Source organism: Ruegeria sp. HKCCE3926 (assembly GCF_017872515.1).
Classification (GTDB): Bacteria; Pseudomonadota; Alphaproteobacteria; order Rhodobacterales; family Rhodobacteraceae; genus Ruegeria.
Genome location: NZ_JAEDOU010000009.1, coordinates 77,287 through 90,339, shown reverse-complemented (window position 1 = coordinate 90,339; position 13,053 = coordinate 77,287). Strand labels below are relative to the sequence as shown.

Annotated in this window: 11 protein-coding genes; 10 read left to right on the top strand and 1 reads right to left on the bottom strand. The window is 56.3% G+C overall.

The window, feature by feature from the left end:
* The first annotated feature begins 39 nt into the window (after positions 1–39).
* The 7 genes from glyA to I9184_RS18520 all read left to right on the top strand — a co-directional run bounded on the left by glyA (position 40) and on the right by I9184_RS18520 (position 8,075).
* Complete coding sequence (gene glyA / locus I9184_RS18550; RefSeq protein WP_209835392.1) at positions 40–1,305, top strand: serine hydroxymethyltransferase; 1,266 nt, start codon at positions 40–42, stop codon at positions 1,303–1,305.
* 161 nt (positions 1,306–1,466) lie between these two features.
* Positions 1,467–2,222 carry a DeoR/GlpR family DNA-binding transcription regulator gene (locus tag I9184_RS18545; protein WP_209835391.1) on the top strand — a complete coding sequence of 252 codons (756 nt, stop codon included), beginning with the start codon at positions 1,467–1,469 and terminating at the stop codon, positions 2,220–2,222.
* A 57-nt stretch (positions 2,223–2,279) separates the two neighbouring features.
* Positions 2,280–2,684, top strand: coding sequence for an FAD-dependent oxidoreductase (locus tag I9184_RS18540; protein ID WP_210093096.1), 405 nt, complete (start codon positions 2,280–2,282; stop codon positions 2,682–2,684).
* Positions 2,681–3,520: a hypothetical protein gene (locus tag I9184_RS18535; RefSeq protein WP_209835390.1), complete on the top strand. Its 840-nt coding sequence runs from the start codon at positions 2,681–2,683 to the stop codon at positions 3,518–3,520. The genes I9184_RS18540 and I9184_RS18535 overlap by 4 nt, the downstream gene beginning before the upstream one ends.
* Positions 3,521–3,789: 269 nt before the next feature.
* Positions 3,790–4,809, top strand: coding sequence for a putative 2-aminoethylphosphonate ABC transporter substrate-binding protein (locus tag I9184_RS18530; RefSeq protein ID WP_209835389.1), 1,020 nt, complete (start codon positions 3,790–3,792; stop codon positions 4,807–4,809).
* A gap of 132 nt (positions 4,810–4,941) precedes the next feature.
* Complete coding sequence (locus tag I9184_RS18525) at positions 4,942–6,057, top strand: putative 2-aminoethylphosphonate ABC transporter ATP-binding protein (protein ID WP_209835388.1); 1,116 nt, start codon at positions 4,942–4,944, stop codon at positions 6,055–6,057.
* Positions 6,054–8,075 (top strand): putative 2-aminoethylphosphonate ABC transporter permease subunit, encoded by a 2,022-nt coding sequence (locus I9184_RS18520; protein WP_209835387.1) that lies wholly within the window; start codon positions 6,054–6,056, stop codon positions 8,073–8,075. The genes I9184_RS18525 and I9184_RS18520 overlap by 4 nt, the downstream gene beginning before the upstream one ends.
* A 24-nt stretch (positions 8,076–8,099) precedes the next feature.
* On the opposite strand, the gene I9184_RS18515 is transcribed toward I9184_RS18520, so the two are convergent.
* Entirely contained in the window at positions 8,100–8,990 is an 891-nt protein-coding gene (locus I9184_RS18515) for a LysR substrate-binding domain-containing protein (RefSeq protein WP_171118368.1), read from the bottom strand.
* Positions 8,991–9,110: 120 nt separating this feature from the next.
* On the opposite strand from I9184_RS18515, the gene I9184_RS18510 reads away from it, so the two are divergent.
* The 3 genes from I9184_RS18510 to phnY are packed head-to-tail and all read left to right on the top strand — an operon-like array spanning position 9,111 to position 13,028.
* Positions 9,111–10,298 carry a 2-aminoethylphosphonate--pyruvate transaminase gene (locus I9184_RS18510; protein WP_209835386.1) on the top strand — a complete coding sequence of 396 codons (1,188 nt, stop codon included), beginning with the start codon at positions 9,111–9,113 and terminating at the stop codon, positions 10,296–10,298.
* A gap of 18 nt (positions 10,299–10,316) precedes the next feature.
* Positions 10,317–11,561: a phosphonoacetate hydrolase gene (gene phnA / locus I9184_RS18505; RefSeq protein ID WP_171637143.1), complete on the top strand. Its 1,245-nt coding sequence runs from the start codon at positions 10,317–10,319 to the stop codon at positions 11,559–11,561.
* Positions 11,562–11,579: 18 nt separating this feature from the next.
* The gene (gene phnY, locus I9184_RS18500) at positions 11,580–13,028 is read left to right on the top strand and encodes a phosphonoacetaldehyde dehydrogenase (protein ID WP_209835385.1); all 1,449 of its coding nucleotides are present in this window, start codon (positions 11,580–11,582) and stop codon (positions 13,026–13,028) included.
* Positions 13,029–13,053 lie beyond the last annotated feature (25 nt).

Below are 13,053 nucleotides of genomic sequence, written 5' to 3'. Positions count from 1 at the left end.
GAATTTTGGAGAAATCGCAATCGCATCGGAGGAGCCAAGATGTCGCGGCACTTTGAAAACCCAGTCGGGATGACCGACCCCGTCGTCGCAGAAGCACTTGCAAACGAGAAAAAGCGCCAGCAGGACCAAATTGAGCTGATCGCGTCCGAAAATATCGTCAGCCGTGCGGTGCTGGATGCTCTCGGGCATGAGATGACCAACAAGACGCTTGAAGGGTATCCGGGAAACCGGTTCCACGGGGGCGGTCAGTTTGTCGACGTCGTCGAGCAGGCGGCAATTGACCGCGCCAGGGAACTGTTCGGATGCGACTATGCCAATGTTCAGCCCCATTCCGGCAGCCAGGCGAACCTTGCTGTTTTCTTTCTGCTGCTTAAGCCTGGCGACAGGGTTTTGTCGCTGGATCTGGCTGCCGGCGGTCATCTGAGTCACGGCCTGAAGGCCAACCTGTCGGGTCGCTGGTTCGAACCGCATCATTATGGTGTCGATGCCGAATCCGAGGTCATTGACTGCGATGCGCTGGAAAAACTGGCCGAGGAAATCCGGCCAAAGCTGCTGATCGCGGGTGGGTCTGCCTATCCACGGGAAATCGACTTCGGGCGCATGGGGCAAATCGCCAGGAAGGTTGGTGCGCATTTTCATGTGGACATGGCCCATATTGCCGGACTGGTCGCCGCGGGCGTGCATCCTTCGCCTTTTCCGCATGCGGACATTGTGACGTGCACCACGACAAAAACACTGCGTGGTCCTCGTGGCGGGCTGATCCTCACCAACAACGAGGACTGGTTCAAGAGGCTGCAATCTGCGGTTTTCCCCGGCGTTCAGGGTTCGATCCACAGCCAGGTTCTGGCGGCCAAAGCGGTTTGCCTTGCCGAAGCGCTTACGGATGAGTTCAAGGACTACGGAGCGCAGGTCAAAGCCAACGCCGCCAAACTTGCAGAAACCTTGCAGTCCCGGGGGTTGCGTATCGTGTCCGGTGGTACTGACACGCATCTGGTGCTCGTGGATCTCAGCTCCAAGGGTATCACAGGCAAACGCGCCGAGGCCGTTCTGGAAAAGGCCAATATCACGACCAACAAAAACGCGATCCCCAATGACAGCACGCGACCGTCAGAATGGGTTGGATTGCGCCTGGGCGTGAGCGCGGCAACGACCCGCGGCATGAAAGAGGCCGCGTTCGACCAGTTGGCAAACGTGATTGCGGATTTGATCGAAGCTGAGGCCACGGGTGATACCGACGCGACAATTCCGCGCTGCAAAGCCTCGGTCGCAACGTTGTGCAAATCGTTCCCCATCTATCCAGCGTAGTCACTGCGTGCCCGGTGGCAGGGTCCATTGACCGCTTTGGACCATTGGTGTGAGCGCGTCACCGCTGCGCCATGGCAACGCATGCCTGATTGGGTGTTTGGGCTGTACCATGTTTGCAAATTTTGGCATATTCGTGCGGTCTAAAACCAAAGGGCCGGCCAATGCTCGCACCTGAACGCCACGCCATCATACTGGAAGAAGTCTCGCGCCAGCCAGCGGTCTCGATCCGTTCGCTGACGGAACGGCTTGGTGTGTCACGGGAAACCGTGCGCAAGGATATTGAACAGTTGGCACTGGAGAACAAGCTTCATCAGGTGCGGGGCGGTGCGACCAGTGTTCGCAGGCGGGAACCTCCGATGGCCGACCGGGCTCAAACCAACCCGCAAGGCAAGGAACGGATTGGAGTCTATGTGGCAAGCGTGATACCGGACGGGGCCAGCGTGATAATCGACAGCGGGTCAACGACAGTGGCGGCGGCGCAGGCTCTGGCTGCTGTGCGACAAAACCTTACAATATATACCAATGATTTGACGATTGCATCTGTGCTGGCGTCGGCGGCCGCCGAAGTCACGCTGCTGGGCGGACGGCTGGATTTTTCAGAGAATGTCACATTGGGTTTGGACACGCTCGACCACCTGTCGCGATACAATACGGAATATGCGTTGATCGGGGTCGGCGGTGTGAGCTCTCGGGCATTGTTTACGGATTTCTCACTGGAAGGCGCCAACCTGCGTCATATGATGATGCGACGGGCGCAGCGGCCGCTGATCCTGGCTGATAGCAGCAAGTTCGACGTGGTTGGTCCGATTGTGATGAAACCTCTGCCGGTGAAAGCGACTCTGGTTGTGGATGAGGAGTTGCCAAACAGCATAGCTGGCGCGCTGCAAAGCCAACCCGTGGATATTGTGAAAGCATAACGCAAATACAGGAAAGCAATTGCCAAATTTTGCAAAGTACAAATAGGGTGAAGGGAAATCCGAATCCCTGAGTACGGAGCGACCCGATGGCTGACACCAAACTTTCGCACAGCGCAGCATGTTATTGTCGGAGGCATCATCATTGGCTGCACGGTTGCGTATCATCTGACCGGAAAGTGGCAACGTGAAGTGGTGCTTATTGAGCAGGGGCAACCAAGCCGTGGCACCACATGGCATGTGGCTGGTCTGGTTGGTCCGTTGTGCAACCAACCCGCGATGACCAACCTGATCCGCCCCTCGCCGGGGTCGCATTGCCCAGCGGGATTGAGCCCCCTAAACCGTTGCTGCCGCGATACAGATCAAGCTTTGGTCAAGTCACTGCATGCGCGCGCAAACAAGCGCGCTGAAAGTCGAAATCTGACGCAAGACAAATATTCAGCTCATATCGTCGGGCCACAATGACACTACAGGCAGTTCTCATCGTATTGACCGCAGCTGTGTTGCACGCGCTCTGGAATGCGGTTGTCAAAGGCGCGCCCGACAAAGCGGTTGTTTTGGGGTTGGTGGCGCTTGGCCACGCCGTGCCTGCGCTGATTGCGTTGCCTTTTATCGGCTTGCCGGTTTGGGCGGCGTTCCCCTTCATCATCGGCTCGACCCTGATCCACTGGGGGTACTATTGGTTTCTCAACACCGCGTACAAACATGGGGATCTGTCGGTGGTGTACCCGATCTCACGCGGGATGACGCCAATCCTGGTCACGGTGGGTGCCATTCTTTTCGCGGGTGAGTTTCTGCCGCCGATCGCGTGGGTCGGCATTGTCTGCATCTCGGCTGGGATTGGGTGCCTGTCCCTGGTCGGGCTGGGCCAAAACACAAGCTGGGTCGCCGTGGCGGCGTCGTTTGGCACGGGCCTGATGATAGCGTCCTATTCGATTGTGGACGGCATTGGTATCCGGCTGTCCGGGAATATACTGGGATACATTGCGGCATTGTTCGTTGCGGAAATTTTTGTCGCCGTATTTATCTTCGCAACCAGATGGCAGCGTTTCGTCGCACTGCCTAGGCGTTATGTCTGGGCGGGTCTGACAGGCGGCGTCATCTCTGGCGTGGCGTATGGGCTGGTGCTGTATGCGAAGACGGTCGCGCCCTTGGGCGTTGTATCCGCGCTTAGGGAAAGTTCGGTTATCTTTGCATCGCTTATTGGTGTGATGTGGTTCGGCGAAGGGCCGAAATCCAACAGGCTTCTTGCAGCGACTATTGTCGCGATCGGGATCGGACTCCTTGCGATGACACGTTGAGCGTTCTTGCGCCGCCGCGGGAAAGTTTTGAGAATTAAGCTCCTTTGACATGCCTTGATGATCTGTTGATCGTCATGGCCAGTTCCGCGCTGATCTTCCGGGGCGAGCGGATTTCATCTATAGGAGATGCTTATGACATCGAAGATATAATCGATTTTTATTGGCGTTTTTATCTGTCAAACTGCTGTCAAACAATCGGTGCACAATAATCGAGTTCTAACGCCGCGCAAGAATGGCGAAAACAACATAATTACCAACAGAGGATCACAATGAAACACAAAGCATCACTTCTCGCAGCTCTGACTATCGGTGCGCTGACGGCGACGGCGGCGGCATCGGAAACGGAACTTACAGTTTATACCGCAGTCGAGGCGGAAGACTTGGCCCGGTATGCCGAGACGTTCAATCAAAGCCACCCTGATATCAAGATCAATTGGGTTCGCGACTCGACCGGGATCATTACGGCGAAATTGCTGGCAGAACGTGATAATCCGCAGGCAGACGTTGTTTGGGGCCTGGCCGCCACGTCGCTGCTGCTGCTGAAATCAGAAGGTATGTTGGAGCCTTATGCGCCGGACGGTGTGGAAAAGCTGGACAAAAAATTTGTTGATGGCGACAACCCTCCTGCCTGGGTCGGCATGGACGCCTGGGTTGCATCCGTCTGCTACAATACCGTCGAGGCCGAAAAGGCCGGGTTGACCCCGCCGACATCCTGGAAGGATCTCACCGATCCGATGTACAAAGATCAGGTGATCATGCCCAATCCGAACTCATCGGGCACCGGTTTCCTTGACGTGTCCAGCTGGTTGCAGATGTTCGGTGAAGAAGGTGGTTGGGAATACATGGATGCGCTGCACGAGAATATCGCGCGGTACACCCATTCAGGTTCAAAACCCTGCAAACTGGCCGCAGCAGGCGAAATCCCGATTGGCATTTCCTTTGCGTTCCGCGGGGCAAAGTCCAAAGCCGACGGCGCGCCGCTTGAGATCATCGTGCCTTCCGAGGGCGTCGGATGGGACATGGAAGCCACCGCAATTGTTGCTGGCACCGCCAATTTGGAGGCCGCGCAAAAGCTGGTGGATTTCACCGTCACCAAGGAAGCCAACGAGATGTACAACACCGGCTATGCAGTTGTCGCCTATCCGGGCGTTGCAAAACCGGTTGAGCACTTCCCAGAGGGTCTTCTGGATGCAATGATCGAAAATGATTTTGAGTTTGCCGCCAACAATCGCGCGGCAATCCTGAAGGAATGGCAGTCTCGCTATGACGGAAAGTCGGAAGCGAAGTAACCCCATTGGCAGGAGAGGTTTTCGTGCCTCTCCTGCACACCAGTCTCTTGTTCCCCGAAAAACAACTTACTCACCCGGTTTCAACCGGCCAGGACCGGCCGCGCCCGAGGTGCAGATGTGAGGACTTCTCCCGTGCTTCAGAAAACACCACCCGGTGAACTGTATCTCAGCATCCAGAATTTGTGGAAAGCGTTCGGAAGCTTTCTGGCGCTCAAGGACATCTCTTTGGAAATCAACGAGGGCGAGTTTGTCTGTTTCCTCGGCCCGTCCGGGTGCGGCAAGACCACTCTTTTGCGGGCAATCGCCGGATTGGATTTGCAGACCAAGGGTACGGTCATGCAGGATGGCAAGGACGTGTCCAATCTGCCCCCGTCCGAGCGTGATTTCGGGATCGTGTTTCAGTCCTACGCGTTGTTCCCAAATCTGACGATTGAAAAGAACATCGCTTTTGGCCTTGAAAACACCGGCCGCAGCAAATCGGATATCGCTATTCGCGTAAACGAACTCTTGACCCTGGTTGGTCTGCCGGATCAGGGCAAGAAATATCCGGCGCAATTGTCAGGTGGTCAGCAGCAACGAATTGCGCTGGCGCGTGCCATTGCGACCAACCCCGGACTTTTGCTGCTGGACGAACCCCTGTCGGCGCTGGACGCCAAAGTGCGTGTTCATCTGCGGCACGAGATCAAGGAGTTGCAGCGCAAGCTGGGTGTGACCACCGTGATGGTGACCCACGATCAGGAAGAAGCGCTGGCCATGGCAGACCGGATCGTGGTCATGAATCACGGAGTGATCGAACAGGTGGGGCCTCCTACCGAAATCTACCGGGATCCGGCCAATCTGTTCGTTGCCGATTTTATCGGTGAAATGAACCAGATCCGGTCACAGGTCACCAAAGGCGGACGTTTGAGCGTCGGTGAAAAGACCTTTGCCTGCCTCAGCCACAAGTTCAACGATGGAACCCCGATCATCGCGGCCATTCGACCCGAAGACATCATCCCTCATGAAGCTGGTTATCTCGACACGGGCGGCAATCGGAACTGCATAGAGGTGACGCTGGATGAGATGGAGTTCCTGGGTTCGTTCTGGCGCTGCCGCTTGAACAACGAGAAGTTCGGATCATCGGAACTGATCGCGGATTTCTCGATCAATGCCGTGCGTCGTCTGGAACTGGAAGAGGGGCGCAGCGTGGTGATTGAGCTTCCCGAGAACCGCCTTATGGCGTTTGAAGCGCCGGAGGCCAAGGCATGAGCTCGGTTTCTACCAATCAGGACAGCCTGCCTGTCGGGCCGGACATCAAGCCCAAGCTCAGCCGTGATGATATCCTGATGCGCGGCAGCATGATGGTGATCGCGCTGTATCTGGTCGTGACATTGGCGTTGCCGCTTTACACGATGCTGTCCAAGTCGTTTTCGACCTATCGGGTCGAGCTGTCCCAGTACGAGTTTCAGGTAAGTGACGACGCAGGCGTCTTCGACGGAACGATCCTGTCGGCAGACGAGTTGAACAGGCAATTGGGGGTCTATTCCGACTCTGACCTGGTGACGGGTTCGGACGGGCGCTTGCCGGTAACCGGATTTTTTCCTGATTTCAGCTTTCGCAGCCCGGTGATGTACAAGATCCGCAACACGACGGATACCGGGCGCTTTCTGGTCGGATCGACATTGAATGAAGGCGCCGATTGGGTCGAGCTTGATTCCAACACGTTCCGCCGGGTGCAAATGCGGCCGGTCCAGTCGCGAGGGTTGGACAATTTCATCAACTACTTCTCGACACCGGCACTGTTCAATTCGATCAAGAACTCGCTTTGGATCTCGGTCGTCAGCACCATTGTGACGGTGACACTGGCGTTTTGGTTCGCCTATGCGCTGAACCGAAGCTGCATGCGGTTCAAGGGTGTTTTTCGCCTTATCGCGATGGCACCGATCCTGGTTCCGTCGCTCTTGCCGGGCATCGCGTTGGTCTATCTGTTCGGCAATCAGGGCATGATCAAGGAGTTGCTGTTCGGTGCCAGCATTTACGGCCCCATAGGCATCGTGATCGGATCGGTTTTCTTTACCTTTCCGCACGCGTTTCTGATCATATCGACCGCGCTCGCGATATCTGACGCGCGCCTGTATGAAGCTGCGGCCAGCTTGCGGTCGACGCCATGGCGGACCTTCTGGACCGTAACCATCCCCGGGGCCCGCTATGGCCTGATCTCGGCGGCCTTTGTCGTGTTCAACCTGGTGATCACTGATTTCGGATTGCCAAAGGTCATCGGTGGTCAATTCAACGTGCTTGCTGTGGATATCTACAAACAGGTGATCGGCCAGCAGAACTTTGAAATGGGCGCCGTGGTCTCTGTGGTTCTGGTCATTCCGGCCATTCTGGCTTTTGCCATCGACCGGATGGTTCAGTCCAAGCAGGTTGCGCTGCTTTCGGCGCGTTCCGTGCCATATCAGGCGACGCCAAACCCGAAAGCTGACCGCATATTCCTGATCTATTGCAGCCTGATCGGCCTGTTCATCGTTGGTCTTCTGGCTGTGTGTCAGTTTGCGGCGCTGATCAAGTTCTGGCCCTACGACCTGAGTCTGAGCCTCAAGAACTATCAGTTCAACAGAATGGACGGCGGCGGCTGGGGGTCGTATTTCAACTCGATCAAACTGGCGTTGCTGACGGCAGTCATCGGCACGACGGTTGTGTTCTTCGGGGCCTATCTGGTTGAAAAATCAAACGGGTTCAGAACCGGCCGGTCGATTTTCCAGATGTTCGCGATGCTACCCATGGCGATCCCGGGAATGGTATTGGGGCTGTCCTACATCTTCTTCTTCAACAACCCGTCCAATCCGCTGAACGGGATTTACGGCACGATGGCGATTTTGGTGATTTGCACTGTGACGCATTTCTACACCGTATCGCACCTGACGGCCGTCACCGCGCTCAAGCAAATGGACAGAGAATTTGAGTCAGTGTCTGCCTCGCTCAAACAGCCGACAATGAAGCTGTTTGCACGGGTAACGGTTCCGGTTTGTCTGCCAGCGGTGTTGGACATCTCAATCTATCTGTTCGTCAATGCGATGACGACCGTGTCGGCAGTGGTATTCCTCTATTCTCCCAAAACGACGCTTGCGTCCATCGCGGTGCTGAACATGGATGATGCCGGGGATATCGCGCCTGCGGCGGCGATGGGCATGATGATCTTTTACACCAACGCCGCTGCCCGGATCGTTCACCTGATTGCTTCAAAAGGCATCCTCAAGCGCACTCAGGCTTGGCGAAGCCGGTAGCCAAAGGAACCGTGCCCCCGCCGGTCAGGTATCGGCGGGGGGGCTTTTTTCTTCCAGCGCGCGTTGGGCAAAGTCCATGAAGGCCCGGATGATCTTTACGTTGCGCCGTTGCGACAGCGAAATCATGCTTTCTCCCATTTGCAACTTCACGTCCTTGAGCTTGATTTGTCGCAACCGATCATCATGCCCATACTCTGCCTGAGAGACAAACCCGATGCCTGCCCCCGAGGCCACAAGCTCGCGCACGGCCTCGCGTCCTTCCGCAACGATTGCAGGATTCAACGTGATACCGCGCCTTTCGGCTTCTTCTTCCAATTTCTGACGTGTTTTTGACCCGTGCTCTCTGAAAACCAGCGGCAGATCGGCCAGTTCTTCCAAAGAAAGCGAAGGTTTGGATGCCAAAAGAACGCCTTGGGCGGCAAAGGCCACGATTTCAGTGGACCCCAGATTCAACACATCCATGTCCTTGCCGGGGGACAGGCTGCCGACAACACCAATCTCGGCATTGTACGACCGAAGTTCTTCCAAAATTTCTTCGGTGTTTCCGGACCGCACGGTGATGGTGATTTTGGGGTACTTCTTTTGAAACGACCCCAGGAAAGACGTCATGTGATGCGCTGAATCGGCGATGATCCGCAATTCCCCGTCGATTGCGGCCTTGGTTTCCGAAAGGTAGTCCTCGATCTGATCCTCGATCTCAAAATACTGCTTTGTGAACCGGTAAAGCTGTTCGCCTTCGGGGGTGAGGTTCACGCGTTTTCGTTCGCGCTGAAACAACAACAGATCGTGATCCTGTTCCAGCTTTCGAACCTGTTCGGAAATCGCCGGCTGCGTCAGAAAAAGCGCCTCGGCTGCGCGGGAAAACCCGCCATGTTTGGCCACGTAATGAAAGGCTTTGAGCTGGCTGTGCCGCATCACCGGTCCCCAATGATTTGTGCATAGGCTGCACTTATAATTAGATTGATATTTGCAATTTCACATATAGCAACCGTTGCTGCAATGGTGTTTGTGAAAACGCTGTTCTGGAGCCCGGTAATGACGCCATCCCATCCAAAAATCGAGCAACCGCGCCTCGGCGAACCATACCTTTTGACACCCGGTCCTTTGACAACGTCCTATGCCGTAAAAGAGGCCATGCTGAAGGACTGGGGCAGCTGGGACGACGACTTTCGCGCCATGACAAAAGAGCTGCGGTCAAGCCTGCTGGACCTGCTTGGTGAAGGAGCCGACGCCTTCGATTGTGTGCCAATGCAAGGCAGCGGCTCCTTCTCGGTCGAAGCAATGCTGGCGTCTTTTATTCCGCCGGAAGGAAAGGCGCTGGTACTGGCCAATGGCGCCTATGGGCAACGTTCTGCGCAGACGCTACAGTATCTGGGCCGGGACCATATCGTGCTGGACAAGGGCGATTACCTGCCGCCACGGGGCGACGAGGTTGCGCGCATTCTCGCGGATGACCCGGCCATCACGCATGTTGTTGCCATTCACTGCGAAACCAGTTCGGGTATCTTGAACCCCGTCGAGGAAATATCCGAGGCCACATATGCAGCCGGTCGCAAGCTGTTGATCGACTCGATGTCTGCCTTTGGCGCGATCGAGCTCAGGCCCTCGGATATTCGATATGAAGCCATGGTGTCTTCGGCCAACAAGTGCATCGAGGGCGTTCCTGGCTTTGGCTTCATTGTGGCGCGCAAGAACGAGCTGGAAGCCGCAAAGGGTAACAGTCATTCCCTGTCTCTGGATGTGCACGCCCAATGGGCGCACATGAACAAGACCGGTCAGTGGCGCTTTACCCCGCCGACGCACGTGGTCGCCGCCTTCATCGAAGCGCTTCGGGCGCATGCCGCTGAAGGCGGTGTTGCCGGCCGCGGCGCACGTTACACCCGCAACCGGGACGTCATGGTTGCGGGCATGCGTGAACTGGGTTTCGAAACGCTGTTGGACAATCGTTGGCTCAGCCCGATCATCGTCACGTTCTTCTGCCCCGCCGATGAGAAATTCGTATTCGATCAGTTCTACAACCTGATGAAGGACAAAGGGTTCATTATTTACCCGGGCAAGCTGACCGTCGTCGACAGTTTCCGCGTCGGATGCATCGGTCAGATGGACGAAGACGTCATGCGCAATGTCGTGCGCGCAGCAAAGGAATCCCTGGAAGAAATGGGCGTGACAAACGCCGCTCCTCCTCTTCGGGCACTGGAAGAACGCGCCAAGCTGGCCGCTTAAACATCAAGGAAAATACAGATGACCATTCAAACCCCTGTCGAAGCAAATGAGCGCGTCTATCCGACGCCGAAGGTGCCTGCCATTGCCATCTGCCTTGATGGATGCGAGCCCGAATACCTTGATGTCGCGATTGCGAAAGGGCTGATGCCCAATCTCAAGCGGATACGCGAAGAGGGCACGGACCGACTGGCCCATTCCGTTATCCCGTCCTTCACCAACCCCAACAATCTTTCGATTGCCACCGGGCGCCCTCCGATCGTGCATGGCATCTGCGGCAACTACCTCATCGACCCCGACAGCGGTGAGGAAGTGATGATGAATGATGTCCGCTTCCTGCGTGCGCCGACCATTTTTTCCCAATTCTACGACGCAGGTTTCCGCGTGGCGATGGTAACCGCCAAGGACAAGCTGCGCGCGCTGTTGGGGGCCGGGCTGAAATTTGACGAGGGCAGGGCGGTTGCGTTTTCTTCCGAACGGTCGGGTGAAACGACGCTGGCGGAACATGGCATCGACAACGCCAGCGAATGGCTGGGCATGGACGTCCCCGAGGTCTACTCGGCAGAGCTTTCCGAATTTGTCTTTGCCGCTGGCGTCAAGCTGCTGAAAGAGTTCAAGCCCGACGTGATGTATTTGTCGACGACCGACTATATCCAGCACAAGTTTGCACCCGATCAAAAAGGCGCACTCGATTTCTATGCCATGTTCGACCGGTATCTTGGCGAACTGGATGAATTGGGTGCGGCCATCGTGGTGACCGCGGATCACGGCATGAAGCCAAAGCATTTGGCGGATGGATCCCCCTCGGTGGTGTACGTGCAAGACCTGATGGACGAATGGCTGGGCAAGGATGCGGCGCGGGTCATTCTTCCGATTACCGATCCTTACGTCGTGCATCATGGCGCGTTGGGATCTTTTGCAACCGCTTATTTGCCTGACGGAGCAGACCAGGACGACATCATCAGCAAGCTCAAGGCGACCAGCGGCATCACTCATGTGCTGACCAAGGCCGAGGCGATCGAGCAATTCGAATTGCCGGGCGACCGCATTGGCGACATCGTGATGGTTTCCGGTGAAAACATCTGCATCGGCACGTCCGAGCATCGCCACGATCTGGCAGCACTCAAAGAGCCGTTGCGCAGCCATGGTGGTTTGACCGAGCAGGAAGTTCCCTTCATCGTGAACCGTGTCATCGACCTGCCAAACCAACCCGTGCTGCGCAATTTCGATGCCTTCTTCTACGCAACAACAGCGGCGGCCCAGTAAGCTATGAAAGATCAGACCATGTCGAAAATCGAAGTACGCAACGAGGGAATGCGGATCGGCGGCGAAATAGTCTTTACCGATGACACCGTTCCCGTTCTCTACCCGTACACAAACGAGGTTGTGGGTCACGTACCAGCCGGTACAGCCGAACATGCGCGCCGGGCGTTTGAGATCGCGGCGAATTACAAACCCAAGCTGACCCGATACGAGCGCAGCCAGATCCTGCAACGGGCAGGCGAGCTGATCGGCGAAAAGCGCGATTATCTTGCGAAATGGCTGACGCTGGAGTTGGGGATCTGTCACCAGCATGCGATCTACGAAACCAAGCGCGCGCAGGACGTGTATCAATTCGCGGCGGCCGAGGCACTGAAGGATGATGGTGAGATCTTCTCCTGCGACCTGACCCACAATGGCAAGGCCCGCAAGATTTTCACCACCCGAGAACCGGTGAAGGCAATCAGCGCGATCACGCCGTTCAATCACCCGCTGAACATGGTCAGCCACAAGATCGCGCCGTCGATTGCCACCAACAATTGCATGGTTTGCAAACCGACCGAGCTGACGCCGCTGACCGCATTGACACTGGCTGACATTCTCTATGAGGCCGGATTGCCGCCCGAGATGTTCCAGGTCGTGACAGGTTGGCCCGGTGACATTGGCGACGAAATGATCACCAATGAACACATCGATATCATCACCTTCACCGGCGGTGTGCCCGTGGGCAAGATGATCGCCGAAAAGGGCGTCTACAAGCGTCAGGCGCTGGAACTTGGCGGCAACGACCCTCTGATCGTTCTGAATGACCTGAGTGAGGCCGATCTGGACAAGGCGGCAGCCATTGCGGTGGCGGGGGCTACCGGAAATTCCGGCCAGCGGTGTACGGCGGTCAAGCGCATTCTCGTGCAGGAAAGTGTGGCCGATACATTCGTGCCGCTGGTTCTTGAAAAGGCCAAGAAGATCAAGTTCGGCGATCCGCAAGACCCGGAAACCGAATTGGGATGCGTGATCCATGACAAGGCCGCCGAAATTTTTGAAAACCGCGTTTTTCAGGCGGAAAAAGAGGGTGCTGAAATTCTGTACCACCCCGGTCGTCAGGGGGCGCTGCTGCCGCCAATCGTCGTCGACAAGGTTCCCCATGACAGCGAGCTGGTGATGGAGGAAACCTTTGGTCCCATCGTGCCGATCGTTCGTGTGCCGGACAACGACGAAGAGGTGATGGCAATTTCAAACGGAACCGAGTTCGGCCTGTCTTCGGGTGTCTGCACCAATGATCTGAACCGGGCGATTGCCTTCATCAACGGGTTGAACGTCGGCACCTGCAACATCTGGGAACAGCCGGGTTACCGCATTGAAATGTCGCCCTTTGGCGGCATCAAGGACAGTGGAAACGGGGTGAAGGAAGGCGTCATCGAAGCGATGAAGTTTTTCACCAACGTCAAAACCTATTCGCTGCCGTGGCCTAACTGAGTCTGTTGCCCTTACTCCTTTTGCG